Here is a 26,068-nt window from a genome sequence, read left to right as displayed (position 1 = left end):
GATACCCGAAAGGCCGATCATGGCGACGAAACTGAGTTCCTTCCTGCGCGCCTCGCTGCTGCTGGGCGCAGTTTCGATACTCCCGGCGGCCACTGCCGGGCTGGCCGCGGTGGATGGCCGTTCGGGCCCGGAATTCGGCAAGCTTTACACCATCTACCAGCTGGTGAAGGCCAATTACGTTGACCAGACCGATGACGAAAAGCTCATCAAGGGCGCGATCGACGGGATGCTTGCCAGCCTCGATCCGCATTCGGAATATCTCGAAGGCGCCAGCCTGACGCGGCTCGATACCATGATCGACGGGTCCTATTCGGGACTTGGCCTCTCGGTGCAGTCGGAACAGGAAACGGTGAAGGTCATTTCGCCGATGCGCGGCAGCCCGGCGGCGGCGGTCGGCGTCAAGGCAGGGGACTATATCACGCACCTCGATGGCAAGCTGATCTACGGCCTGCCGCTTGACGATGCCGTGGCGCAGATGCGCGGCGAGGCCGGAACCAAGATCCGCCTGACCATCGTGCGTCCGGGCCGCGACGAGCCCTTCGACATCACCGTGACGCGCGGGGTGATCACGCTCGAGCCGGTGACGCACAAGCTGACCGACGGGATCGGCGTGGTTACGGTCAACGAATTCAGTCGTGATGTCGGCCGCTATGTCGCCGATTCGATCGAAGCGATGCGTAAGGAAAGCGGCGGCAAGATGACCGGCGTGGTCCTGGACCTGCGCCAGAACCCGGGCGGCTCGCTGGACGAGGCGGTGGCGCTTTCCGACCTGTTCCTGACCAAGGGCGATATCGTTTCGCAGCGCGGGCGGATTGCCTCCGAGAACGAATATTACCGGGCTGAATCCATGTTCCGCGGCGATGTTGCTGCCGGCCTGCCGGTAATCGTCCTGATCGATGCGGGTTCGGCGTCCGCCTCGGAAATCGTTGCCGGTGCCCTGCAGGATCACAAGCGTGCGCTGATCATGGGCGATCGCTCGTTCGGCAAGGGCTCGGTGCAATCGATGATCCGGCTTGACCGCACCCATGCCGTTAAGCTGACGACGGCGCGCTATTTCACCCCGTCGGGCAAGTCGGTGCAGGAAGGCGGGATCGAGCCTGATATCCGCGTGCCGCAGCTTTCCGATCCCGATGCCGCCAAGCGCGCCAAGTTCCAGATGCGCGAGAGCGACCTGCGCGGCCACCTGATCAACGAGATCTCGATGGACGACAAGAAGCTGGAAACCGACAAGGCGGAAGACCCGCGCTTCAAGGAAACGCCGGAAGGCCTCAAGGCCAAGGGCATTACCGACTTCCAGCTGCACTATGCCATCGCCACGCTGAAGCGCACTGGCGGTGCCCTGCTGGCCAGGGCGAAGTAAGGCGGGCAGGGGGCTTGACATGACCAACCTGGAAAAGGCCCGCTGGCTCGCCCTGCTGGTTCCTGCAGCCTTGCTTGGCGGGGCCTATGTCTCGCAATACGGCTTCGGGCTTTATCCGTGCGAGATGTGCTGGTGGCAGCGCTATCCGCATTTTGCCGCGATTCCCCTCGCGCTACTGGGCTTCGCCGTGAAGGGTGCGCGCTTGCCTGTCGCTCTGGCCGCGCTGGCGGTGCTTGCATCGGGCCTGATCGGCGCATTCCACGCCGGGGTCGAATATGGCTGGTGGGAAGGGTTCACCCGCTGCGCCTCGCTGGTTGAAAAGGGTGACGATCCGCTGGCCGCGATCCTTGCCGCACCGGTCACGCGCTGTGACGAGGTGCAGTGGTCGCTGTTCGGCATCTCGCTTGCGGGCTACAATTTCCTTATCTCGACCGCAGGTGCCCTCGCGGTCTTCGCCCTGCTGGGGCGCAAGGCATGAGCCGCGCCCGCTCCGACCGGATGCTGCGCGTCGACCAGGCCGGAGAATACGGCGCGACCCGGATTTATGCCGGGCAGCTGGCGGTGATGGGCGATCGCGGCCCGCACGCCTCGGAGATTGCCGCCATGGCCGCGCAGGAGGCCGATCACCGCGCCCGTTTTGACCGGCTGGTGGCAGAGCGCGGGGTGCGGCCCACGGCGCTGCAGCCGCTATGGTCGGTGGCTGGCTATGCCCTGGGTGCGGCGACGGCGCTGATCGGGCCCGAAGCGGCCATGGCCTGCACCGCCGCGATCGAGGAAGAGATCGACCGGCACTATACCCAGCAACTCGACGAACTGGCCGACGGCTCCGACCCCGAGCTGGCCGCCATGGTCGAGGAATTCCGCGACGACGAGCGGGAACATCGCGATGCCGCCCTTGCCGCCGGGGCCGAACGGGCGCCTGCCTATCCGCTGCTGTCCGGCGCGATCCGGCTGGGGTGCCGCATGGCGATCCGTCTTTCCGAACGCATTTGACCGGCCGGAATTGACTCGGGACAAAGCTTCGCCTCGCGGCAAGCTTCATCTACCGTTAAAGCCCGATGGCCCCTATATCGGGCCGTGACGTGCCAAGGAGTTCGCCGATGCGCCTGACTATCGCCCTTTCGCTTGCCGTTCTGGCTGGCTCCGTCCCGGCGCTCGCGCAGGATAATCCGAACGAAAAGGTCAACGCCGTCATCGTCTATGGTGATGACGAATGCCCCAAGCCGGTTGGCGACGAAATCACGATCTGCGCCCGCAAGGAGGAAAAGGAGCGCTTCCGCATCCCCAAGGGCCTGCGCGAAACCCCTTCTGCCACCAGCGAATCGTGGAACAGCCGGGTTCTGGCCTATGAGCGCGTCGGCAAGACCGGCACGATGTCGTGCACGCCCACGGGTGCCGGCGGCTGGACCGGTTGCTCGCAGCGCCTGATCGACCAGGCCTATGCGGAGAAGCAGGGCGAAGACATGAGCTTCGCCAAGATCATCGAGGAAGAGCGCGCCAAGCGCACCGCGACGATCGATGCCGATGCCGCTGCCACCCAGGCGCGGGTCGAGGCGCTGGAGAAGGAAATCGAGGCCAAGCAGCGCGCCGAGGCGGAAGCCGCCGAAGCTGCCAAGCAGGCCCCCGCCGCTCCGCCCAAGTAAGCCTTGCCGGGGTGTACCGGTGATTTAACCTTAACCTCCGGCGGGTTAAGGCACGCCCATGAGCGTGTCGCACCCCCTGAAAGTCCTTGTCGTCTTCGGTACCCGCCCGGAGGCGATCAAGCTGTTCCCCGTTGTCGCAGCGCTGAAGGCCGACGCCCGGTTCGATTGCCGGGTCTGCGTCTCTGCGCAGCACCGCGGCATGCTCGACCAGGTGCTGGAGATCGCCGGCATCGTGCCGGACCACGATCTGGACGTGATGAAGCCGGACCAGAGCCTTGATGCCCTTACCGCCGTCCTGCTCACCGGTCTCGGCCGGGTGATGGACGCGGAAAAGCCCGACCGGGTGATGGTGCAGGGCGATACCGCCACCGCCATGTGCGGGGCGCTGGCCGCATACTACCGCAAGATACCGGTCGATCATGTCGAGGCGGGGCTGCGTTCGGGCAACATCTACCACCCCTGGCCGGAAGAGGTGAATCGCAAGATCATCGGTTCGATGGCCTCGCTCCATTTCGCGCCGACCGATGTTTCACGTGAAGCACTGCTGCGAGAGAACGTCGATCCGGCGCGGGTACACGTTACCGGCAACACGGTGATCGATGCGCTGCACTGGGTCAGCGCGCGCATCGCCGAGAATCCGGACATGGCCTCGGGCCTCGCTGTGGTCGAGGCGCGATTTGCCGGAAAGCGCATCATTGGCGTGACCAGCCATCGCCGCGAAAACTTCGGCGACGGGATGGAAAACATTGCCGAGGCCATCCGCCGCCTCGCCGCGCGCCCGGATGTCGCCGTCGTCTTCCCCGTCCATCTCAACCCCAACGTGCGCAAGGTCATGAATACGGCGCTGGCAGGGCTGGACAATGTCGCCCTGCTCGAACCGCTCGATTACCCGCACTTTGCCCGCCTGCTGGGCATCGCCGAGATCATGCTGACCGATTCGGGCGGCGTCCAGGAAGAGGCGCCCGCGCTTGGCAAGCCGGTGCTCGTCATGCGCGAGACGACCGAGCGGCCCGAGGGCGTTGCGGCGGGCACCGCCCGGCTTGTTGGCACCGATGTCACTCGTATCGTTACCGAAATCTTCACCTTGCTCGACGATAAGGCCGCCTACGAAAGCATGGCGCGGGCGCACAACCCATTCGGGGATGGCACCTCCGCGCGCCAGATCGTGGAGCTGCTCGCGAATGAAATCGGACAAGAAGCCTGACGTCTGTGTCGTAGGCCTGGGGTATATCGGCCTTCCCACCGCTGCCATCGTGGCCCGGGCCGGATGCCGGGTGAATGGCGTGGACGTTTCGGAAAAGGTCGTCGAGACGATCAACCGGGGCGAGATCCATATCGAGGAAGTCGATCTCGATGGCCTGGTGCATGGCGTGGTCTCGCGCGGGCTGCTGACTGCTTCGACCACGGTTAAGCCGGCGGACGTGTTCATCATTGCCGTGCCGACACCCTTCGACAAGGCGCATGCGCCCGACCTGACCTATGTGCTGAATGCGGGTCGCTCGGTCGCCCCGGCGCTGAAGGCAGGCGACGTGGTGATCCTCGAATCGACCTCGCCGGTCGGCACCACCGAACAGCTGCGCGACCTGCTCGCCGCCGAGCGGCCCGACCTGAAGTTTCCGGGCCTCACCAGCGAAACGCCCGACGTGTCGATCGCCTATTGTCCGGAGCGCGTTCTGCCCGGCAAGATCCTTGAGGAACTGACCAACAACGACCGCTCCATCGGCGGCATCACGCCGCGCTGCGCGCGCAAGGCACTGGCCTTCTACAAGCTGTTCGTGCGCGGCACCTGCGTCACCACCGACAGCCGCTCGGCCGAGATGACCAAGCTGGTCGAGAACGCCTATCGCGACGTCAACATCGCCTTCGCCAACGAGCTGTCGATCATCTCGGACAAGCTCGGCCTTGATGTCTGGGAAGTGATCCGGCTGGCCAATCGCCATCCTCGCGTCAACATCCTGCAGCCCGGCCCCGGCGTCGGTGGCCACTGCATCGCGGTCGATCCCTGGTTCATCGTCCACTCGGCACCGGAGGAAAGCCCGCTGATCCGCACGGCGCGCGGGGTGAACGATTGCAAGATCCACCACGTGATCGCCAAGGCGGACGCGCTGGTTCAGGCCAATCCGCAGGCCCGGGTGGCCTGCCTTGGCCTCGCCTTCAAGGCCAATATCGACGACTTCCGCGAAAGCCCGGCACGCCTTGTTGCAGCGACGCTGGCCCGCCGTTTCGGCAGCCGGATTTCGGTCGTTGAGCCCTATGCCGCTGAATTACCACGTGAATTCGAGGGAACTGGCGCTGCTCTGATCGACATCGACACGGCGCTGGAGGATTGCGACCTGATGATCGTGCTGGTCGACCACGACGTCTTCCGCGTCGTTCCGCTGGCCGAGCGCGCAGGCAAGGTGGTTTACGACACGCGCGGCATCTGGCCGGACCAGCCCAAGGCTGGAGAAACTCCGGTAGCAGGGCTGCGGCTGGCAAGCTGAGCCTTTTGGCGAAAGGCGGGGGCCATCCGGTTCCCCGCCATCCCGCCGTTTGCTGTCAGAGCCCGTGGTATTCCTTGTACCAGGCGACGAACTTCGGCACGCCCACATCGATGCTCGTGGTCGGCTTGTAACCCAGATCGCCTGAAATCGCGTCGATATCGGCGAAGCTCTGCCGCACGTCACCGGCCTGCATCGGCTGAAAATCGATCTCGGCCTTGCGGCCCAGCTGCTCTTCCAGAATCTCGATCACCCGCATCAGGTGTTCGCTCTTGTGATTGCCGATGTTGTAGAGCCGGTGGGGCTTGGTACTGCCTCCGGCCTTCACCGCACCGTCGTCGGGCGCGGGATTGTCGAGGCAGGCGACCACGCCGGCGATGATGTCGTCGACATAGGTAAAGTCGCGCCACATGTCGCCGTGGTTGAATACGGGGATCGGCTGGCCCGCAAGGATCGCCTTGGTGAACAGCCACATCATCATGTCCGGCCGGCCCCACGGACCATAGACCGTGAAGAACCGCAGGCCGGTAAGCGGCAGGCGGTAAAGGTGGGCGTAGGTCTCGCTCATCAGCTCGTCCGCCTTCTTGGTGGCGGCATAGAGGCTGATCGGCTGGTCCACCCGGTCATCGACGGAGAAGGGCAGCTTGGTGTTGCCGCCATAGACCGAGGACGAACTGGCATAGACCATGTTCTCCACCCCGCGGTGGCGCGAGATTTCGAGCAGGTTGAGATGCCCGGCAAGGTTGGCATGGAGATAGGCGTGCGGGTGGGTTATCGAATAGCGCACCCCGGCCTGCGCGCCCAGGTGGACGACGCGATCGAACCGGTAGGGCTCCAGCGCGGCGACAAGCCCTTCGTAATCGGCGAAATCCTGCCGCACGAAGGTGAAGCGGCTGCCGCCGAGCTCGCGCAGCTGGGCCAGGCGGGCTTCCTTCAGGCTGACGTCGTAATAGTCGTTGACGCAGTCGACCCCGATCACCTCGTCGCCGCGCGCCAGCAGCACGCGCGAGAGGGAGAAACCGATGAATCCGGCGGCGCCGGTAACGAGGATCTTCATTAGGTCAGCCTTACTGCATTCGGTGGAACGGTTCACGCAGAGATCGCAGAGAAGAAAATGGAGACGCAGAGGTGTCGCGTTTGCGGCAAAGCCGCCCTCCATTCATTCGCTAGCCTTCTCGCTGCGCCGGGGTTGGAAAGTAGTGCCTGCGGCGCTCACCCCATCTCTGCGCCTCTCTGCTCCTCTGCGATCTCCGCGCGAACCAGAAAATCAAAGCGTCCAGTCCGCCGCGCCGCCAAGCGCGCCCTTGAGGTCGGCCAGCGTGCCGCCGGGCGCGACAAGCGCGCGCAGAGTTCCCTCGCCCAGGGCCAGGTACTCGCGGTGCGGGACGGCGAGGAGCACGAGGTCATGCGCACCCGCAGGCTCGCCCCCTTGCAGGGTCAGCTCGTATTCGTGCGCCGCCTCTTCCGGATCGGCGTGAGGATCGTGAACGGTGACCGTGTGGCCCAGGGCCTTCAGTGCCGAAATCAGGTCTGCCACCTTGCTGTTGCGCAGGTCCGGCACGTCTTCCTTGAAGGTCAGGCCAAGCACCAGCACCGAGCCGGCCTGCTTGCCGCGCATTTCATGCAACTTGCCCGCAACCCAGGCCGCCATGCCATCGTTCACTCCGCGACCTGCAAGGATCACTTGCGGATCGAGGCCCAGCTCTTCTGCCCGGTGCGAGAGGTAGTAGGGATCGACGCCGATGCAGTGACCGCCGACAAGACCGGGCGAGAACGGCAGGAAGTTCCACTTGGTCCGCGCCGCTTCGAGCACGTCCCAGACCGAGAGGTTTATCGCGCCAAAGATCTGCGCGATCTCGTTCATGAAGGCGATGTTGATGTCGCGCTGGGCGTTCTCGATGACCTTGGCGGCCTCTGCGGCCTTGATCGATTTCGCGCGGAACACCCCGCCAGAGGTGATGGCGTTATAGAGGTTCGCCACGCGGTCGAGCACTTCGGGGGTCTGGCCCGAGACGACCTTGGTGATCTTGTCGATCGTGTGTTCCCGGTCGCCCGGGTTGATCCGCTCGGGGCTGTAGCCAAGGAAGAAGTCCTTGCCGCAGACCAGCCCCGAGACCTCCTCGAGGATCGGGGCGCAAAGGTCTTCGGTGACGCCCGGATAGACCGTCGATTCATAGACCACCACCGGCACTCGCCCTTCCGCGACGGCGGCAGGCAGCATGGCCGCAACGGTGCGGCTGGCCTTTTCGACCAGGGTCAGGTCCGGCCGGTTGGCGCTGTCAATCGGGGTCGGCACGGTAACGATGTAGAAGTCGGAGGGCGGGCAGGACGAAGGCTCTGCGGTCAGCGCAAGGCTGCTTGCTTCCAGCCGCTCGCGTTCGATCTCGCCGGTGCGATCGTGGCCGCTCTTCAGCTCGTCGATGCGGCGGGTGTCGATGTCGAGCCCGGTCGTGTCGAATTGCTTGGCCAGCGCCACGGCGAGCGGCAGGCCGACATAGCCGAGGCCGATCACGGTGACGCGCGGAGAGGGGGATGCCATGAATATTCCTTGTGCTTTCGCGGTCACTTATGGCCGAAACCGGTAAACACCGTCCGAATGGTCTTCACCACGATCAGGATATCGAGCCAGAGCGAGAAGTTGCGGATGTAGTAGAAGTCGTACTGCAGCTTCGTGCGGATGTCGTCGATCTCCGCCACGTGCCCCTGGTTCACCTGCGCCCAGCCGGTAATGCCGGGGCGAACCACATGGCGATAGCGATAGAACGGGATTTCCGCCTGGTACCATTCCGACAATTGCGAGGCTTCCGGTCGCGGGCCGATCCAGCTCATCTGCCCGGCCAGCACGTTGAACACCTGCGGCAGTTCATCGATCCGGGTCCGGCGCAAAAAACGGCCCAGGCGGGTAATACGCCGGTCGTTTTCCCTGGTGATGAACTGCTCCACCCCCGGATTGGCCGATTCCGTCCGCGGATGCTTGCGGTCTTCCCGCATGGTGCGGAACTTGATGACGGTGAATTCCTGCCCGCGATAGCCCATGCGGCGCTGGCGGAAGAACACCGGGCCTGGGCTGTCCAGCTTGATGGCCACGGCGGTCACCGCGAAAAGCGGCAGCAAGACAATGGCGAACGGAAGGGCAACCAGCCGGTCGAGGATCATCTTGAATTCGAGCAGGCTGGCCATCGGGCCAAGCGCGCCGAAGGTGTTTTCGGAAAGATGTTCAAGATCGGCGCGGCCGGTCAGCGATTCGTAGAGGTCCTTCGAATGGTAGACCGGGATTCCCGCCAGCGTGTAGTCCGCCAGCCGCGCTTCCCATTCGTCCGAATGGTCATGGCGGAAATCGGCCGTGACCGCATCGACCTCTTCCGGGAGCGGGCCGCCATCGAGCGGCACCACTTCCACGCCGCTCATATCATCGAAAAGGCCCGTCCGACCGCCGCCGACCACGCCGAGAACCAGCTGCGTCTTGCGCTGGGTCACTGCGTAGATGAGGAAGAACCAGGCCACCGACATGACAAAGCCGACAACCAGCAATGCGCGCGAATAGTCTATTCGGAACAGCAGGATGATGGTGAGCGCCAGCCCGTACGAAGCGAGAAAACCGGGCAGGATGCCAGAGCTTTCGCGGGTTCCCGGCAGGCTGGCGACCGAACGGTGAAGCCAGAAACCACCGAATAGCGCAGCCAGCGAGGTGAGGGCGGAATGATCCGCTTCGGGTTTATTCCTGGCGACGGGCAAGGACCAGGTCTGGATCAGCCAGGGCAGGATGACGCAAAGCAGGCTGGCGACGAGGAGCTGCACCAGCGGGTGCAACCACAAGCTCCGCCTCTGAAACCGTCTGCTTACGACGTTCATTCGCCTGTCTCGTCCCGCCTTGCTGCTTCATGCTCCGCCGCGGCGCTATAGGGGCGAAAGCGGCCTGTCTGCAACCGGTTCGCTTCGTTTTGGACCTATCGGGACTCGGGCTGGACCTCGTTCCGATTTGCCCCTAACGCGAGGAGCGAACCCAGACCTCATTGGCGAGCCAGCGTAGCCGACATGCCCATTCCCAAGCGCATTGTTCCTGTCCGCCACGGTGACGCGCGTGGCTGGTTTACTGAAAGTTACAGCAAGCGACGGCTGGCCGATGCCGGCATCACTGACGATTTTGTCCAGGACAACCATAGCTTCTCTGCCGCCAAGGGCACGCTGCGCGGGTTACATTTCCAGTCGCCTCCGCATGCCCAGGCCAAGCTGGTGCGCTGCCTTGTCGGCGCGATCTGGGACGTGGCGGTAGACCTGCGAAATGGATCTCCCACCTATGGCAAATGGGTGGCCGCCGAACTGACCGCGGCCGGCGGCGAACAGCTCTACGTGCCGGTCGGCTTTGCCCATGGCTTCCTGACACTGACCGGGAATGCCGAAGTCGCCTACAAGACTTCGGACTATTATGCGCCCGAATGCGATGGCGGTCTGGCCTGGGACGATCCCGATTTCGCAATCCCCTGGCCGCTCGATGGCCAGCAGCCGCAACTGTCCGGCAAGGACGCGGCCCAGCCGCGGCTCGCCGAATTTGACAGCCCCTTCGCCTATGACGGCATTCCCATGGTGGAACTGGACTGATCATGCAGCACAAACGCATCCTCGTTACCGGCGGCGCCGGCTTCATCGGATCGGCGGTCGTGCGCCAGCTGATTGCCGAAACCGACGCCGAAGTCTGCAATGTCGACAAGCTGACCTACGCCGGCAACCTCTCCTCACTGGGGGAAGCGCGCAATTCCGACCGGCACCATTTCGTCCAGGCGGATATCTGCGATGCCGGCGCCATGGCCCGGACCTTCGCCGATTTCCGCCCCGATGCGGTGATGCACCTTGCTGCCGAAAGCCATGTCGACCGGTCGATCGACGGCCCGGCGGAGTTCATCCAGACCAACGTCGTCGGCACTTTCACCCTGCTCGATGCCGCGACTACGCATTGGCGCAGCCTTGACGAGCCGGCCCGTTCCGCTTTCCGGTTCCATCACATCTCGACCGACGAGGTGTTCGGCTCGCTGGGCAGCGAGGGCATGTTCACCGAGACCACTGCTTACGATCCCCGCTCGCCCTATTCGGCATCGAAGGCATCGAGCGACCACCTCGTGCGGGCCTGGTACCACACGCACAAGCTGCCAGTGGTGGTGACCAATTGCTCGAACAATTACGGGCCTTACCACTTCCCTGAAAAGCTGATCCCGCTGGTGATCCTGAAGGCGATCGCGGGCGAACCGCTGCCGGTCTATGGCGACGGTTCCAACATCCGCGACTGGCTGCACGTGGAAGACCATGCCCGCGCACTGCGGCTGGTGGTCAGCGAGGGTGTGCCGGGCGAAACCTATTGTGTCGGCGGCAATTCCGAACGGACCAACCTGCAGGTGGTCCATTCCATCTGCGACGAGCTGGACGGCCTTCGCCCGCGCGGCGATGGCAAGTCCTATCGTGAACAGATCACCTTCGTCACCGACCGGCCGGGCCACGATTTCCGCTATGCCATCGATACGGCCAAGATCGGCCGCGAACTGGGCTGGCAGCCGCGGGAAAGCTTCGAAAGCGGCATTGCAGGCACGGTGCGCTGGTATCTCGACAACGAAGCCTGGTGGCGCGCCATCCGCGACGGATCCTACCGCGGCGAGCGGCTGGGCCTGTCGAACGAAGATTCGGCCCATGGCTGAGCGCTGGCTGGTTACCGGCGGCACCGGGCAGGTCGGGCAGGCCCTGCGCCGGCTGGAGCTGCCGGGGGTGGAAATCGTTGCCCCATCGCGGGCCGAGCTGGACCTGGCCGCGCTGCCTGATCTCGATCTGCTGTTTGCCGGGTTCAGTGCTGTTATTTCCAGCGGTGCCTACACCGCGGTCGACAAGGCGGAGAGCGAACCCTTCCTTGCGCGGGCGATCAACTCGTCCGGCCCGGCGCGGCTGGCTGCGGCAGCCAGGCGCGCGGGCATTCCCATTGTCCACGTTTCCACCGACTATGTCTTCCCGGCCGATGGGCAAGGGCCATGGCGCGAAGATGCGATGGTTGCCCCCGCCAGCGCCTATGGTCGCACCAAGGCCGAAGGCGAGGGCGCCGTGCGATCGTCGGGCGCGCGCCATGCCATTGTGCGCACCGCCTGGGTGGTGAGCGCGGACGGTGCCAACTTCGTCAAGACCATGCTGCGCCTTGGTGCCGAACGCGAGGTCCTGCGCGTCGTGGCGGACCAGCGCGGTTGTCCTACGCATGCAGGCGACCTTGCCGAAGTGCTCGCCGCGGTCACCCGCCGTCTTGTGTCCGATCCGGATCAGGCCTCGGGCATCTGGCATTGCACCAATTCGGGTGAAACGACCTGGCACGGCCTTGCCGAACACGTGTTCGCCTGCGCTGCGGCCCACGGGCTGAAGGTGCCATCGCGGGTCGAGGCGATCACCACGGCCGAATACCCCACTCCCGCGCGGCGGCCGGCGGATTCTCGGCTGGATTGCAGCAAGCTGGAACGCGATTTCGGCATTACGATGCGTCCCTGGCAGGATGCAGTGGCCGAAATCGTCGGGGAACTCGCACAAAGGGACGCACAATGAAGGGCATCATCCTTGCCGGCGGATCGGGCACCCGGCTCCACCCCGCGACGCTCGCGGTGAACAAGCAGCTGTTGCCGATCTACGACAAACCGATGATCTACTTCCCCGTCTCGACGCTGATGCTGGCAGGCATCCGCGAGATCCTGATCATCTCCTCGCCCGAATATCTCGACAATTACCGCCGCCTTTTCGGCACGGGCGAGCAATACGGGCTGACCATCGAATATGCCGTGCAGCCGCGACCGGAAGGGCTGGCGCAGGCCTTTCATATCGGTGCGGATTTCGTTGCCGGCGGACCGGCCAGCCTGGTTCTGGGTGACAACATCTTCTACGGCGCGGGCCTGCCGGAAATGCTGGCCGCCAGCCGGGCCCGGGCACTCGCCGGCGCAGCCACCGTATTCGGCTATCATGTCGAGAACCCCAGCGCCTATGGCGTGGTCGAACTCGACGAGAACGGCCGTGCGCTCAGCATCGAAGAGAAGCCCGCCCAGCCCAAGTCGCACTGGGCGGTGACCGGGCTGTACTTCTACGATCACCGGGTGACCGAACTGGCCCGCTATGTGAAGCCCTCGGCGCGCGGCGAACTGGAGATCACCGACCTCAACCGCATGTACATGGAAGCGGGCGATCTTCACGTCGAACGCATGGGGCGCGGCTATGCCTGGCTCGACACCGGCACTCACGACAGCCTGCTCGAAGCGAGCGAATTCGTCCGCACGCTCCAGCATCGCCAGGGCATCCAGCTTGCCTGCCTTGAGGAAATCGCCTGGGACAACGGCTGGATCGGCGATGATGCCTTGCGCGCCCGGGGGCGGGAGTTCGCAAAGACGGGCTACGGGCAGTACTTGCTGCGGCTGCTCGGCGAAGCGTGAAGGGATCCGGCGTGCGCAAACCCGGCGTCCTGTACATCAGTTATGACGGAATGCTCGAGCCGCTGGGGCAGAGCCAGGTCATCACCTACCTGGAACGGCTGAGCGGCGATTTCCGCATCCATGTGCTCAGTTTCGAAAAGCCGGAAGACCGGGCCCGGGCAGACAAGGTGGCGCAGGTGCAGTCACGGCTCGAACAGGCCGGGATCGCTTGGCATCCGCTGGCCTATCACAAGCGCCCTACCGTCCCCGCCACCCTGTTCGATATCAGCCAGGGCCTGCTCGTCACCCTCTGGCTTGTCCTGCGGCACCGGCTCGGACTGGTCCATGCCCGCAGCTATGTCTCGGCGCTGATCGCCTGGCTGGCAAAGCTGCTCACCGGCACACCCTTCATCTTCGACATGCGCGGCTTCTGGGCCGACGAGCGTGCCGATGGCGGCATCTGGCCACCGGGCGGACGCATTTACCGTGCGGTAAAGCGCATCGAACGCGTGCTGCTTCGCGGGACGGACCATATCGTCACGCTGACGCATGCATCGAAGGCTGTGATCGAGGATTTCCCCTGGCTCAGGGATCGGGGTCACGCGCCTGTTACCGTCATTCCCACTTGCGCCGACCTCGACCGGTTCTCGCCCGGGGCGCAATCTTCTGGCGGGCCCTATACGCTCGGCTATCTCGGCTCGATCGGCACCTGGTATCTCTTCGATGAGGTGCTGGCCTGTTTTGCCATCCTGCGCGCGCGCCTTCCCGATGCCCGGCTGCTGGTGGTCAACCGCAACGAACAGGACCTTGTCCGCAGGCTCGCTGCTGAGGCGGGCATCCCCGAAAGTGCCATCGAGATCACCGCCGCCGATCATGCCGAGGTTCCGGCACAGGTTCGGCGGATGAGCGCCGGGGCAGCAATCATCAAGCCGGTCTTCTCGAAGCTCGCCAGTGCCCCCACCAAGCTGGCGGAATATCTTGGCTGCGGCGTTCCGTGCCTGGGCAATGTCGATGTCGGCGACATGGAATCGATGCTCGAAGGCGAAGGCGGTGGCGTTGCCCTGCGCGCCTTCACGCAGCAGGAGCGCGAACGCGCCGTCGATCGGCTGCTGGCACTGGCGGCCGATGCGCAGACGCCCGAGCGCTGCCGCGTGGTCGCGCAGAAGCACTTCTCGGTCGACAAGGGTGCAGAAGATTACCGGGCGATCTATCGCGGGCTGCTGGAATGAACGGCAAGCGCATCCTTGTCCTCTGCCCCTACCCGGAAGGGGTCGCGGCCGGGCAGCGGTTGAAGTTCGAACAATACTATGATGACTGGCGCGCTGCCGGCCATACCGTCACCGTCGCGCCGTTCATGGACATGGCGCTCTGGCGGGTGCTCTACGAACCCGGCCACCTGCCGGCCAAGCTGCTCGGCATGGCCAAGGGATACCTGCGCCGCCTTTGCCAGTTGCGACAGGTTTCGCAGCATGACCTGATCTTCGTGCATATGTGGATCACGCCGCTTGGCGGCACCATGGCAGAGCGGCTGGTGATGTGGCTGGTGCGGCGCGGCGGCGGGCGGTTCATCTACGATGTGGAAGATAACATCGTTTCGGCCCGCCCCCCCGCGGTAGGTTTGCTGCGGCGGGTGGCCGGTCCGCTGGTCGATCGCGCGCGCAAGGTGCGCCTGCTGATCGCGGGGGCCGATGCGGTCATCGTCGCCTCCCCCTTCCTGGTCGAGCCCTATCGCGCCATCGCGCGGGGGCCGGTGCACCTTATCCCGCCTTCGCTCGATACCGAGCGCATCCGCCCGGCAGCCGCGCCGCGCCACGACGGCACGGTGGTGATCGGCTGGACCGGCACCTTCAGCAGCCGCATCTACCTTGACCTGCTTGCCGATGTCTTTCGGCGGTTGTCCGCGCGGGTGCCCTTCCGCCTGCGGGTGATTGGCAATTTCGACTACCAGCTACCGGGGGTTGACCTTGAGGTGGTGCGCTGGACTGCGGAGCGCGAGGCAGAGGACCTCCAGGGCCTCGACATCGGGATCTATCCACTGGTCGATGACGAATGGTCACGCGGCAAGGCCGGGTTGAAGATCATCCAGTACCAGGCTGCCGGACTGCCATGCGTGGCCAGCGACGTGCCCCTGTCGCGCGATCAGCTGCGCGAAGGCGAAACCGGGTTCCTTGTTTCCAGCGACGATGAATGGGTCGATCGGCTGGAACAGCTGGTGCGTGACGCCGGATTGCGCCGTGCCATGGGCGCACGGGGCCGCGAGGATGCCGTCGCCGGCTATTCACAGGCCGTGATTGCCGGCAGGTATCGCCAGATCCTAGGCTGAGGCGGCGCGTTTCCAGGCCTGGAACATCAGCACGGACCACAGGGGCTGGGTCGCCTCCTCACGGCCGTCCAGGTGGCTTTGCCAGCGTGCCCGGACGGTTCTGGCATCGAACAGCCCGTCTTCCGCCAGGGCGCGTTCCGACAGCAGATCCTCTGCCCATTCGCGCAGCGGACCCTTCACCCAGACGCCGACCGGGATGGCAAACCCCGCCTTGGGGCGGTCGATCAGCTCACGCGGGACATAGCGGTAAAGCAGCTTCTTCAGGATGGCCTTGCCGCCGCCCTGCGCGAACTTGAGGCTGGGGGAAATGCGCGCCGCCAGCGCGGTAACCTCCGGGTCAAGGAAGGGAATGCGCGATTCAAGGCTTACGGCCATGCCGGCCCGGTCTACCTTGCACAGGATGTCGTCGGGCAGGTAGGTCATGGCATCGGCGTGCATCATCCGCACTTCCAGCGGCAGGTGCGCAAGGCGCGGATCGAGGTGGAGCCGGCTGGAGCAGCCGACCGAACCGGCAAGCGGCGAACCGGTCAGCGCCCAATCGTCCATGAAGCTGTCGAACAGGTGATCGAAATTGCGCGCACGGGCCATGAGCTTGAGCGCGCGGCGGGCATTGTCGCCGAACCAGGCCGACCGGCGGCGACGTGCCAGATCGGAAAGGCCGTTCCACAGCCCTGCCGGCATGGCACCGGCTCCTTCCAGTGCAGCGCGACGCAGCGGTCCGGGCACCTTCTGCATCGTCCGCCACAGGCGCGGGAACTGCACATGGCGATTGTAGCCGCCGAACAGTTCGTCTCCCGCGTCGCCCGAAAGCGAGACGGTTACCTGGCTGCGGGCCAGCCTGGAGACGAGGTGGGTGGGGATCTGCGAGGAATCGGCAAAGGGCTCGTCATAGATTTCCGGCAGGCGCGGGATCACGTCGAGCGCGTCCTGCGGCGAGACGTAGAGCTCGGTGTGATCGGTGCCGAGCGCGCCGGCAACCCGCTTGGCAAAGACCGCCTCGTCAAACCCGGCTTCGGAAAAACCGATGGTGAAGGTCTTGATCGGGCGGCTCACGCACTTCTGGGCAATCGCCGTGACAAGCGAGGAATCGATCCCGCCGGAAAGGAAATTGCCCACCGGCACGTCGGCCACCAACTGCCGGCTGACTGCCCCGGTAAGGACCGCATCGATCGCTTCGAGCGCTTCAGCCTCGTCGGCAATCGGATCGGCGGCCCCGGCGATAACCTGGTCGGCATAGTCGAACCAGCTGTGCACTTGCGGCGGGGTGTCCTGCGGCGTGCGGGCAAGGTCCTCGCTCACGCGCAAAAGACAGCCGGGAGGAAGCTTGAAGATGCGCTCGTGGATCGAAAGCGGCGCAGGCACATAGGCGCGGGCCATCAGGCAGGCGAGCGCCGGGCGGCTGACCGGATTGGCAAAGCCGGGCGCGGCGCGGATCGGGCCGAGCGAGGATGCGAAGGCAAACCCCGATTGCGTCCAGCCATAATAGAGCGGCTTCTCGCCAAAGCGGTCGCGAGCCAGCACCAGTTCGCGGGTTTCGCCGTCAGCCAGGCCGATGGCGAACATGCCCTGCGCCTTTTCCAGCGCCTTTTCGATTCCCCAGGCAGAGATGGCGGCGAGCAGCACTTCGCTGTCTGAATGGCCACGCCATTGCGGCACCTTGCCCTGTGCTTCCAGCTCTGCCCGCAGGCTCTGGAAGTTGTAGATCTCGCCGTTGTAGGTCAGCGTATAGCGCCCGCAGGCGGAATGCATCGGCTGGTGGCCGGCCTCGGTCAGGTCGATGATTGCCAGCCGGCGGTGGCCGAATCCGATCGTGCCTGCGGAACTTACCCATTCGCCCGAGGAATCCGGCCCGCGCGGGACAATCCGGTCGGTCATTGCGCGCAGGATTTGCGGGGTCACCGCCACTCGGTCAGAAATGAAGCCGGCTATGCCGCACATCGATTGATTGCTCCCGATCAGCCGCCGGCCGGGGCCGGTCATCTGCCGTTGCGGGTATGGCACAAGCCGGTGCCAGACAACCCATTTGTCAGCTTGCTCCGATCCGGACCGGCGTTTAGGGTCGAGTCAGCAATCGTGGGGGGGTCGGGTGAGTCGCAACTATTCCAGCCGCAAGCGCATTCTTGTTACCGGTGGCGCCGGGTTCCTGGGATCACACCTGATCGACGTCCTGCTGGGGCAGGGGCACGAGCTTCTGTGTGTTGACAACTACTTCACCGGCACGCGAGACAATATTGCCCATCTGCGCGGGCACGAACGGTTCGAGTTCATCCGCCATGACGTGACCTTCCCGCTCTATGTCGAAGTGGATGAGATTTATAATCTCGCCTGCCCGGCATCGCCGGTCCATTACCAGCACGATCCGGTGCAGACGACCAAGACGAGCGTCCACGGCGCGATCAACATGCTGGGCCTTGCCAAGCGGCTGGGTGCGCGAATCCTCCAGGCATCGACCAGCGAGGTCTACGGCGATCCCGCCATCCACCCGCAGACCGAGGACTACTGGGGCAACGTCAACCCGATCGGCCCGCGTTCCTGCTATGACGAGGGCAAGCGCTGCGCCGAGACGCTGTTCTTCGACTATCACCGCCAGCACGCGCTGGAGATCAAGGTGATGCGGATCTTCAATACCTATGGCCCGCGCATGCACCCTTCCGATGGCCGCGTGGTGTCCAACTTCATTGTCCAGGCCCTGAAGGGCGAGCCGATCACGATCTATGGCGATGGCCAGCAGACGCGCAGCTTCTGCTATGTCGACGATCTGGTCCGCGGCATGGTCCTGCTGATGGAAAGCCCCGCCGATTTCACCGGCCCGGTGAACATCGGCAACCCCGGCGAGTTTACCATCCTCGAACTGGCGGAGAAGGTGATTGCCATGACGGGGTCGCGATCCGAGCTGATCCGCGAGCCCCTGCCGGCCGATGACCCCAAGCAGCGCCAGCCCGATATCACGCTTGCCCGTTCGCGGCTCGGGTGGGAGCCTTCGGTCGCACTCGACCAGGGGCTGGAGCGGACCATCGCCTATTTCCGCGCGACGCTGGACCTCTGAAGGCACGGCGGTGGCAGGTTTTAATCGGTCTCGGGTTGTGCGACCTTCGCCTTCAGGTCATAATTACTGGAGAAAGAAAGGTGTCCATGGGCTTGCTGGAGCCAGCGGTTTGCAATAATTGACGCTGAGGTTCAATCAATCTTGAGTTGCCCCTTGAAACGTTTCGCTCTAATCGGTGTAGCTGGTTACATTGCTCCTCGTCACCTCCAGGCCATGCGGGATGTCGGTGGTGATTTGGTGGTAGCGATCGACCACCACGACAGCGTTGGGATTCTGGACAGTCAGTTCCCGCAAGCCAAGTTTTTCACCGAATTCGAACGTTTCGATCGCCATGTGGAAAAGGAAAGGCGCGAAGGGCGCGGGCTGGACTATGTTAGCATCGTATCGCCCAACTATCTCCACGATGCGCACTGCCGCTTCGCGCTGCGCGCCGGGGCCGACGCGATCTGCGAAAAGCCGCTGGTCATCAATCCCTGGAACATCGAAGGCCTGCGTGCGGTCGAGCAGGATACCGGGCGCCGGATCAACACCATCCTGCAATTGCGCCTGCACCCTTCGGTGATCGCGCTGCGCGACCGCGTGCGCGAGCGCCTGGAATGCGATCCCGGCCACCGCTTCACCGCCTCGCTTGACTATGTCACCAGCCGGGGTGCCTGGTATCATTCCTCGTGGAAGGGTGACGAGGCGAAATCGGGCGGGATCACGGTGAACATCGGGATCCACTTCTTCGACATGCTGCTGTGGGTCTTCGGGCCGGTCACGGGCATGTCGGTCGAGGAGCTCGGCGACGAGCGCGCGCGCGGAACGCTGCACTTCGCCAATGCCGATGTCACATGGTTCCTCTCGATTGACGTGAACGACGTGCCCGCCGAAGTGCTGGCGCGCGGCCAGCGGACCTTCCGCAACATCCTGGTCGATGGCGAAAGCGTCGAATTCTCGGGCGGCTTCACCGATCTGCACACGCAAAGCTATCAGAAGATCCTGGCCGGAGAAGGCTTCGGCCTGGACGAGGCAGAGCCTTCGATCGCGCTGGTCCACGATATTCGCGTTGCCGCCGGCCGCGCCCCCCGGCGCGACTGATCGTGGCTGCACCCACCATCCATCCCAGCGCCATCGTCGATCCCGGCGCCGAGATCGGCGAGGATTCGCGCATCTGGCACTGGACCCACGTCTGCGGCGGCGCTCGGATCGGGCCGGGCTGTTCGCTGGGGCAGAACGTCTATGTCGCGCCCAGCGTGGTGATCGGCAAGGGTTGCAAGATCCAGAACAACGTCTCGCTTTACGATGGCGTTATCCTTGAAGACGAGGTGTTCTGCGGCCCCTCGATGGTTTTTACCAATGTGGTTAATCCCAGAAGTGCCGTTAACCGGAAGGCTGAATATCTGCCCACCCGCGTCTGCCGGGGTGCCACGATCGGCGCCAATGCCACGATCGTCTGCGGCGCCACGATTGGCGCCAATGCCTTCATCGCCGCCGGCGCCGTGGTGCGCGGCGACGTGGCCCCCTTCGCCCTGATGGCCGGCGTGCCCGCGCGCCGCATCGGCTGGATGAGCCGCAGCGGCGAACGCCTTGCCCTGCCGCCATCGGGCACGGGCGAGGCACGCTGCCCCGCCACCGGCGAGGTCTACCGGCTGGATGGAGAGAGGCTGGAATGTCTGGAAGCGTGATCCCCTTCATCGACCTCAAGGCGCAATATCGCACGCTTGAGGGCGAGATCGACGCGCGCATCAAGGCCGTGCTTGAACATGGCGCCTTCATCATGGGGCCGGAAGTGGCCGAGATGGAAGCCCGCCTTGCCGCCTATACCGGGGCCAGCCACTGCATCAGCGCGGCCAGCGGCACGGAAGCGCTGCTGATCGCGCTGATGGCGCTGGGCATCGGCCCGGGCGACGAAGTGATCACCACCCCCTTTTCCTTCATCGCCACGGCCGAAGTGATCGTGCTGGCCGGCGCGCGGCCCGTCTTCGTCGATGTCGAACCCGATACCGGCAACATCGATGCCCGGCTGATTGCCGAACGGATCACCCCGCGCACCCGCGCGATCATGCCGGTAAGCCTTTATGGCCAGCCGGCCGACATGGCCGCGATCAACGCCCTTGCCGCAAACCACGGCCTTGCCGTGATCGAGGATGCCGCGCAAAGCTTCGGCGCCAGCCATGGCGATGCGCGCAGCTGCAACCTTTCGACCATCGGCTGCACCAGCTTCTTCCCGTCGAAACCGCTGGGCTGCTATGGCGATGGCGGGGCGATCTTCACCAGCGATGCCACTCTTGCCGAAGCCTTCCGCCAGATCCGCGTCCACGGGCAAAGCGCACGCTATGTCCATGATCGCATCGGCCTTGGCGGGCGCATGGATACGCTGCAATGCGCGGTCATCCTGGCCAAGCTTGGCCGGTTTGACTGGGAAGTGGAACGCCGCCAGGCCATCGGCGCGCGCTATAATACGCTGGTCGATGAACTGGGCGTGGAACGCGTCGTGCAGCGGCCGGGGCGCACATCGGTCTTCGCGCAATATACCGTGATGGTGGATGCGCGCGAACAGGTGGTGGCCGCCCTCCAGGCCGCCGGCGTGCCCACGGCGGTGCACTATCCGGTGCCGATCAACCGGCAGAAGGCCTACCTTTCCTGCGATCCCGATCACCAGACCCCGATGGCCGACCGGCTGGCCGCCCGCGTGCTGAGCCTGCCGATGTCCGCCGACCTTGATTCCGCCACGCAAGACCGGGTGATTGCCGCCCTGGGCGGAAGCCTGCGGTGAAAGCGGTTGCGCGGCTGGTGAGCCGGGTGCTGCCCGACAGCGCCTTTGGCCGCAGCACCGTGAAGATCGTGGGGGGCACGGCCCTTGCCCAAGTCATCGCCTTTGCCGCATCGCCCCTGCTGACGCGCATCTATGATCCGGGCGCCTATGGCGTGTTCGCCACGCTCGTCGGCATAGCCAGCACGCTGACCGTTATCTCGAGCCTTTCCTACGAGGTTTCCATCCCGGTTCCGCGTGGGCAGCGCATGGCGGTCAACGCCATATTCCTGTGCCTGGCCCTGCTGGGCGCCAGTGTTGTCCTGACCACGCTGGTCCTGCTGGCCTTCGCGCCCACCATCGCGGGATGGCTGTTCGACGGGCAGACATCCCCCGCCTGGCTGCTGGCCATTCCGCTGCTGCTGGCCGGAATGGGCTTCAACCAGATCGCCAGCGCGGCGGCACTGCGGGCGCGCGCCTTCAACGCGATTTCGGGCGTCAGGATCGTCCAGGCCGGCACCACGGCGGCCTGCCAGGCCGCGCTGTTTCCGGCGGACGGCATGGGCCTTGCGGGCGGCATGATCGCCGGGCAGCTGATCGGCGCGCGGCGCCTGTGGCGGGCCGCCTTTCCCGATGGCGCAAGCGAAGGCGTGAACCTGCGCAATATCGGCCGGGCCATGTCGCGCTTTCGCCGCTTTCCGCTGTTCGAGGGGCCTTTCAGCCTGGTGAACTCTGCCGGGAACTACCTGCCGCCCGTGCTGCTGGTCGCCTTCTTCGGCCCGGCGATCGGCGGCCTTTTCGCGCTAGCGCAGCGGGTGCTGAGCGCGCCGGTGGGGATGGTTGCCACTGCCAGCGGGCAGGTGTTCTTCGCTTCGGCGGCGCAGGCAAACCGGGATGGCAGCCTTGGCGGGCTAGTGGCCCAGGTACAGAACAATCTCTCGCGCCTTGTGCTGCCCGCCATGGTCCTGCTGGCGCTGACCGGGCCGGACGTTTTCGCCTTCGTCTTCGGCGAACGCTGGCGGGATGCCGGAACGGTTGCCGCCCTAATGACGCCATGGCTTTACATGCAGGCCCTGGGATCGACCGTTTCGACCGTCTGGGTGGTCCAGGGCAACCTGCACCACGGCACGGTGATCGGGCTGGCCGGTTTCGTGCTGCGTTGTGCCGCGCTGCTTTCGGCGGTCTGGATAAAGGACTGGGTGCTGGTGATCGGCATCTTTTCGGCGGTGAACGCGTTCTACTATCTTGTCGTAGCACTTTACGCCGTGCGCTTTTCCCGCGCATCGCTGCCGGGATTTGCCCTTGATCAGGGCAAAGCACTGGCCGTGGCGCTGGCCTTTGCCCTGCCGACGGCAGCAGGCTTGATCGCGGGCGGCATGCTTGCGGTGCTTGCCGGTCTGGCTATGAGTGGCCTGCTGCTGCTTCCCTATTACCACAGGGTCGTCAGAGGCCTCTGACCGGGCCAGTGCCACCCGAACCAACCGGAGCCACCATGTCGCGCGTATCACGAGGGGTAAAGAACATCGGCCTTGCCGCGATCCGCGCGGTGATGCCCCTGTTCTACAACCGGCGCTATCTGCGCGGTGAATTCTTCGACAGGGCGCGGATCGGCTGGGTCTGGGCGCTGCGCGGCATCTGGCAGCAGAAGGTGCTGGGCTTCAACCGCGAAGTGCCTTGGCCGATCAGCCCCTTCTTCCGGATCAGCGATCCCGCGATGATTGAATTCGATGTCGACGATATCGACAATTTCCAGTCGCACGGCTGCTATTTCCAGAACTTCTCGGCGCCGATCCGCATCGGCAAAGGCACGAAGATTGCGCCCAACGTGGGTATCATCACCGCCAACCATGATATCAACGACCCGGCGATTCAGGCCGAAGGGAAACCCGTGCGCCTCGGGCGTAACTGCTGGATCGGCATGAATGCAGTGATCCTGCCGGGAGTAACCCTGGGCGATCACACCACCGTGGGCGCCGGTTCGGTAGTTACGCGCAGCTTCCCGGAAGGCCATTGCGTGCTGGGCGGAACGCCCGCGCGCATCATCCGCCAGCTCGACTTGGGTTAGGCAGTCGCAGCGCCGCTTCTTCCAGCCTCCAGAGGCTGGCGAAGTATTCCACCTGGCGTTCGATGCGGAAGCGGGAGATGGCCTGTTCGCGGGTGGCGCGCGACCGTTCGGCAAAGGCGGCTTCGTCCAACAGCAGGATATCGGCCACGGCATCGGCCAGCTGTTCGGGCGTAAAGGCAGACGGGATGAAGCTGGCAAGCGCATCATCAGCCATCAGGCGCGATTCGCCGCTGGCGTTGATCACCGGCACGCAGCCGCAACCCATAGCTTCCACCAGTGCCTTCGAGGGATAGTTGGACGGCACCTGCAGTGATACGAAAACCTTTGCCGGGGCAAGTATGGCGGCCGGATCGACAGTGTGGCCGCGTTCCACGGCAATGCCGCGATAGGCATCGCTGGCCAGCAGGCGGGCGATTTCGGCTTCCTGCCCGGCAGGTGCGCCATAAACAAGGAACCGGGTCGAACGCCCCGCCGCCGCCAGCCGGGCTGCCACCAGCGGGATTGCCTGAACAAAGGCGAGCGCGTTCTTCCCCGCTTCGGTCCGGCCAAGGAAGACCACGTCGTCGCGTTTGGCCGGGGCCGGGCGGAAATGATCGAAATCGGCAAAGGAACCACCTGCCGTCACGCTGATGCGGGGTGCCAGCAGGGCGGAACGGCGCAGATCATCGGCAACGCCCGGCGTCAGCACGTCCAGCCGGTGCGCGCTGTGAAAGGCGGCTCGGGCGGCCAGCCAGATCGTGTTCGCCGCGCGCGTGCGGCCCGGGCGCGGGCTGAAGTTCGCTACCCAGGAAAGGATCATCCGATGGCCCAGCAGCCGGTCGATCAGCGGTGGCGCGTTGAGCAGGTAATGCACCGTGGCGCCGCGCGGCAGACGTCGGGTGACGCCGATTAGGGCTCGCATCATCGCCGGGAACCGCCCCGAACCGGGGTCGAACAGGATCACCCGGTCTGCCAGCGCGACCAGATCGCCAAGATCGGGTCGGGCCAGCAGGGCGGCATGGGTCTGTTGGCTGACGACAAGGTGCAGGCCGGCATGGTGCGGGGTAAGGCGCAGCCACACTTCCACCAGCCGCTTCTCCATGCCCCCGACGCCAGTTGAGGGAATGACCAGGTAGACCGGCTGGCTCAACGCCCGATCACCCCGCGCAAGGCCTTGCGCGCCCGCGAAAGCTTTTCCAGCCGGCCCAGTTCGGATGGATAGGCCGAATGGGGCACGGGCGGACGCGCCATGTAGGTATCGAATTCCGCCTCGGAAAAGCCCAGCTTCTTCAGCACGAAATAGCGATCGTCACGCTTTTGCAGGGGATCGGGATAGGGATCCTGCTCCAGAAGGGCGAGCGCCTCGTCCCGGCTCATCTGGCCGCTGACGATCAGGGCCGAAAGGTGGAGCTTGCGCTTGTCCACCCCGAACTTGGCCGGCAGGATGCAGCCTTGGTAGAAGCGGGTGAACACCGATTCATAGTGCTTGTAGGGATAGGGCTTGTAGCCGAGCTCGTCCTTGAGAAAGGCCATGGCGCTCGCCTTGTCGTAATCGAAATAGTCCAGGAACGAGACCCAGTGGATCCGCCGTACATAGCGATCCATCAGGAACTGGGTGGTGGAATAGAGCGGATGCGTGCGGATCGGCACCTGGCCATGCCGCCTGTGGATCGCGCGAGCATTGACGGCATCGTATTTCGAGTGGTTCCAGCCGGCGGGCATGATTATGCCTTCGGTTGCCTGGTTGCTGCCGGAAAGGATGTATTTCACCCCGAAGCGCCGCGCCGCGCGGAAGTTGGTCGCCAGCATGGCGCTGTCCATCAACAGCTCGATATCGATCACATCGGCAGCGAAGAAGGACCGCTGCATGTCGCGGTTTTCTTCCCAGTCGATCACATGGGTCATCAGGTCGACGTTCAGCCGGCTGACCAGCGTCGCGATGTTGTGGGATGCAAGTTCGCTGTTCCAGCCATTGTCGAGATGGACCGCAAGCGGCCGCAGCCCCTCATTAACCGCTAGCCACAGCGAATAGCTGCTGTCTGCCCCGCCCGAAACGCCGACGATGCAATCGTATCGCTTGCCTCGCCCGGCCTCGCGCACTTCGCGCACCAGGTCGCGGCGGCGAGCATCGCGGTCCTCCGCCGTCGGCATGGCGGCAAGGGTCGCCTGGAAATTGCGGCAGAAAGTGCACTGGCCGGCAGCGTCAAAGACGATGTTCGGCGCGGTTTCATCCATCAGACAGAAGGTGCAGCGGCGCGGCGCCTTCATGCGAAAAGCCTTTCAAGCGCGCCATAGTCGGGATAGTTGATCATCACGGCGCGGTGCGGCCCCATGTAGACGAACATGCTGCCCGCCGCGATTGCCGCTGCCCCGGCATTGGCGCCTTCGCGCAGGTGGGCAAGGCTGGCAGCACCGCCGCAGGCGATGACCGGCACCGGAACCGCAGCGCTCACCGCCTCGATTAGGGCCAGATCAAGGCCCCGCCCGGCGCCATCGCGTTCAACACTGTTGAGGAAGATTTCACCCGCCCCACGCGCCGCCATAGCGCGGGCGTGTTCCACCGGATCAAGCGAAAGGCGGCGCCCGGCAACCGCATCGAACACGCGTGCGCGCCCCAGCCAATCGCGCGAGACATCGATCGAGACGACCGTACTTGACGTGCCAAGCTGGTCGGCAATGGCCGATACGATCGCCGAATCGCGCAGGGCTGCGGAATTGACGATGATCTTCTCGATCCCCAGCCGCGCCAGCCGGCGGGCCTGATCAAGAGAGCCGATCCCGCCGCCATAGGCGATGGGCATGAAAGCTTCGCTGACGATATCGGCCAGCAAATCCTCGTCCGGCAGGGCGTCCATGCGGCTAGCGGCAATGTCAAGCAGGACCAGTTCGTCCACTTCCTTCTCGTTGAAGATCTTCACCGAGTTGATCGGATCGCCGACATATTTCGGCTGGCGGAAGCCAATGGTCTTCACCAGGCCGCGATTGCGCAGCAGCAGGCAGGGGATCACGCGGGTTCGCAGCAC

General features: G+C 64.7%; 25 protein-coding genes. 18 read left to right on the top strand and 7 right to left on the bottom strand.

What is annotated here, in order from left to right:
• The first annotated feature begins 19 nt into the window (after positions 1-19).
• The 6 genes from C0V78_RS10000 (at position 20) to wecC (ending at position 5,486) form a co-directional block, all read left to right on the top strand.
• Positions 20-1,360, top strand: a complete 1,341-nt coding sequence (locus tag C0V78_RS10000; RefSeq protein WP_101797578.1) for a S41 family peptidase — start codon at positions 20-22, stop codon at positions 1,358-1,360.
• Between the two features lie 19 nt (positions 1,361-1,379).
• On the top strand, positions 1,380-1,838 hold the full coding sequence (locus tag C0V78_RS09995; protein WP_101797577.1) for a disulfide bond formation protein B: 459 nt from the start codon (positions 1,380-1,382) through the stop codon (positions 1,836-1,838).
• Complete coding sequence (locus C0V78_RS09990; protein WP_101797576.1) at positions 1,835-2,353, top strand: demethoxyubiquinone hydroxylase family protein; 519 nt, start codon at positions 1,835-1,837, stop codon at positions 2,351-2,353. Before C0V78_RS09995 ends, C0V78_RS09990 begins: the two co-directional genes overlap by 4 nt.
• A 107-nt stretch (positions 2,354-2,460) precedes the next feature.
• A complete protein-coding gene (locus C0V78_RS09985; protein WP_101797575.1) occupies positions 2,461-3,003 on the top strand; it encodes a hypothetical protein in 543 nt (180 codons plus the stop codon).
• Positions 3,004-3,061: 58 nt separating this feature from the next.
• Positions 3,062-4,207, top strand: a complete 1,146-nt coding sequence (gene wecB, locus C0V78_RS09980; RefSeq protein WP_173843378.1) for a non-hydrolyzing UDP-N-acetylglucosamine 2-epimerase — start codon at positions 3,062-3,064, stop codon at positions 4,205-4,207.
• The gene (wecC, locus tag C0V78_RS09975) at positions 4,185-5,486 is read left to right on the top strand and encodes a UDP-N-acetyl-D-mannosamine dehydrogenase (RefSeq protein WP_101797574.1); all 1,302 of its coding nucleotides are present in this window, start codon (positions 4,185-4,187) and stop codon (positions 5,484-5,486) included. Before wecB ends, wecC begins: the two co-directional genes overlap by 23 nt.
• A 55-nt stretch (positions 5,487-5,541) precedes the next feature.
• Here wecC and C0V78_RS09970 read toward each other — a convergent pair whose 3' ends face one another.
• The 3 genes from C0V78_RS09970 to C0V78_RS09960 form a co-directional block, all read right to left on the bottom strand.
• Positions 5,542-6,540, bottom strand: coding sequence for a GDP-mannose 4,6-dehydratase (locus C0V78_RS09970; protein WP_101797573.1), 999 nt, complete (start codon positions 6,538-6,540; stop codon positions 5,542-5,544).
• A gap of 210 nt (positions 6,541-6,750) precedes the next feature.
• A complete protein-coding gene (locus C0V78_RS09965) occupies positions 6,751-8,022 on the bottom strand; it encodes a nucleotide sugar dehydrogenase (protein WP_101797572.1) in 1,272 nt (423 codons plus the stop codon).
• Between the two features lie 23 nt (positions 8,023-8,045).
• Positions 8,046-9,281 carry a sugar transferase gene (locus tag C0V78_RS09960; RefSeq protein WP_158241532.1) on the bottom strand — a complete coding sequence of 412 codons (1,236 nt, stop codon included), beginning with the start codon at positions 9,279-9,281 and terminating at the stop codon, positions 8,046-8,048.
• Between the two features lie 237 nt (positions 9,282-9,518).
• Here C0V78_RS09960 and rfbC point away from each other — a divergent pair, with 237 nt between their 5' ends.
• From rfbC to C0V78_RS09930, 6 genes are read left to right on the top strand one after another with little or no spacing between them, the layout of a single operon-like run.
• On the top strand, positions 9,519-10,082 hold the full coding sequence (gene rfbC, locus C0V78_RS09955; RefSeq protein ID WP_101797570.1) for a dTDP-4-dehydrorhamnose 3,5-epimerase: 564 nt from the start codon (positions 9,519-9,521) through the stop codon (positions 10,080-10,082).
• Positions 10,083-10,084: 2 nt separating this feature from the next.
• A complete protein-coding gene (gene rfbB / locus C0V78_RS09950; RefSeq protein WP_101797569.1) occupies positions 10,085-11,167 on the top strand; it encodes a dTDP-glucose 4,6-dehydratase in 1,083 nt (360 codons plus the stop codon).
• Entirely contained in the window at positions 11,160-12,047 is an 888-nt protein-coding gene (gene rfbD, locus C0V78_RS09945) for a dTDP-4-dehydrorhamnose reductase (RefSeq protein ID WP_101797568.1), read from the top strand. The genes rfbB and rfbD overlap by 8 nt, the downstream gene beginning before the upstream one ends.
• A complete protein-coding gene (gene rfbA / locus C0V78_RS09940) occupies positions 12,044-12,919 on the top strand; it encodes a glucose-1-phosphate thymidylyltransferase RfbA (protein ID WP_101797567.1) in 876 nt (291 codons plus the stop codon). The genes rfbD and rfbA overlap by 4 nt, the downstream gene beginning before the upstream one ends.
• A gap of 11 nt (positions 12,920-12,930) precedes the next feature.
• Complete coding sequence (locus tag C0V78_RS09935) at positions 12,931-14,127, top strand: glycosyltransferase (RefSeq protein ID WP_216822175.1); 1,197 nt, start codon at positions 12,931-12,933, stop codon at positions 14,125-14,127.
• Entirely contained in the window at positions 14,124-15,221 is a 1,098-nt protein-coding gene (locus C0V78_RS09930) for a glycosyltransferase family 4 protein (protein ID WP_101797566.1), read from the top strand. The genes C0V78_RS09935 and C0V78_RS09930 overlap by 4 nt, the downstream gene beginning before the upstream one ends.
• Here the strand turns inward: C0V78_RS09930 and asnB are convergent.
• Positions 15,213-17,159 carry an asparagine synthase (glutamine-hydrolyzing) gene (gene asnB / locus C0V78_RS09925; protein ID WP_101798303.1) on the bottom strand — a complete coding sequence of 649 codons (1,947 nt, stop codon included), beginning with the start codon at positions 17,157-17,159 and terminating at the stop codon, positions 15,213-15,215. The two genes, C0V78_RS09930 and asnB, sit on opposite strands and share 9 nt — an antisense overlap.
• A gap of 148 nt (positions 17,160-17,307) precedes the next feature.
• Between asnB and C0V78_RS09920 the strand changes: the two genes are divergently transcribed.
• From C0V78_RS09920 to C0V78_RS09895, 6 genes are all read left to right on the top strand, one after another.
• Positions 17,308-18,267, top strand: coding sequence for a UDP-glucuronic acid decarboxylase family protein (locus C0V78_RS09920; RefSeq protein ID WP_101797565.1), 960 nt, complete (start codon positions 17,308-17,310; stop codon positions 18,265-18,267).
• 213 nt (positions 18,268-18,480) lie between these two features.
• Positions 18,481-19,347 carry a Gfo/Idh/MocA family protein gene (locus C0V78_RS09915; RefSeq protein ID WP_254049881.1) on the top strand — a complete coding sequence of 289 codons (867 nt, stop codon included), beginning with the start codon at positions 18,481-18,483 and terminating at the stop codon, positions 19,345-19,347.
• Positions 19,348-19,349: 2 nt separating this feature from the next.
• Positions 19,350-19,934, top strand: coding sequence for an acyltransferase (locus C0V78_RS09910; protein WP_216822174.1), 585 nt, complete (start codon positions 19,350-19,352; stop codon positions 19,932-19,934).
• Entirely contained in the window at positions 19,919-21,025 is a 1,107-nt protein-coding gene (locus tag C0V78_RS09905) for a DegT/DnrJ/EryC1/StrS aminotransferase family protein (RefSeq protein ID WP_173843376.1), read from the top strand. Before C0V78_RS09910 ends, C0V78_RS09905 begins: the two co-directional genes overlap by 16 nt.
• A complete protein-coding gene (locus C0V78_RS09900; RefSeq protein ID WP_101797563.1) occupies positions 21,022-22,458 on the top strand; it encodes a lipopolysaccharide biosynthesis protein in 1,437 nt (478 codons plus the stop codon). The genes C0V78_RS09905 and C0V78_RS09900 overlap by 4 nt, the downstream gene beginning before the upstream one ends.
• Before the next feature lie 35 nt (positions 22,459-22,493).
• Complete coding sequence (locus C0V78_RS09895) at positions 22,494-23,066, top strand: DapH/DapD/GlmU-related protein (protein ID WP_101797562.1); 573 nt, start codon at positions 22,494-22,496, stop codon at positions 23,064-23,066.
• Here the strand turns inward: C0V78_RS09895 and C0V78_RS09890 are convergent.
• The 3 genes from C0V78_RS09890 to C0V78_RS09880 are packed head-to-tail and all read right to left on the bottom strand — an operon-like array spanning position 23,041 to position 26,068.
• Entirely contained in the window at positions 23,041-24,195 is a 1,155-nt protein-coding gene (locus tag C0V78_RS09890; RefSeq protein WP_144039877.1) for a glycosyltransferase, read from the bottom strand. The two genes, C0V78_RS09895 and C0V78_RS09890, sit on opposite strands and share 26 nt — an antisense overlap.
• Positions 24,192-25,313: an N-acetyl sugar amidotransferase gene (locus C0V78_RS09885; protein ID WP_101797560.1), complete on the bottom strand. Its 1,122-nt coding sequence runs from the start codon at positions 25,311-25,313 to the stop codon at positions 24,192-24,194. The genes C0V78_RS09890 and C0V78_RS09885 overlap by 4 nt, the downstream gene beginning before the upstream one ends.
• The gene (locus C0V78_RS09880) at positions 25,310-26,068 is read right to left on the bottom strand and encodes an AglZ/HisF2 family acetamidino modification protein (protein WP_101797559.1); all 759 of its coding nucleotides are present in this window, start codon (positions 26,066-26,068) and stop codon (positions 25,310-25,312) included. The genes C0V78_RS09885 and C0V78_RS09880 overlap by 4 nt, the downstream gene beginning before the upstream one ends.

The sequence above is a fragment of the Novosphingobium sp. TH158 genome (assembly GCF_002855555.1).
Lineage (GTDB): Bacteria > Pseudomonadota > Alphaproteobacteria > Sphingomonadales > Sphingomonadaceae > Novosphingobium.
The sequence above is the reverse complement of the archived record's forward strand: the minus strand, read 5'-3'. Positions and strand labels throughout refer to the sequence as shown.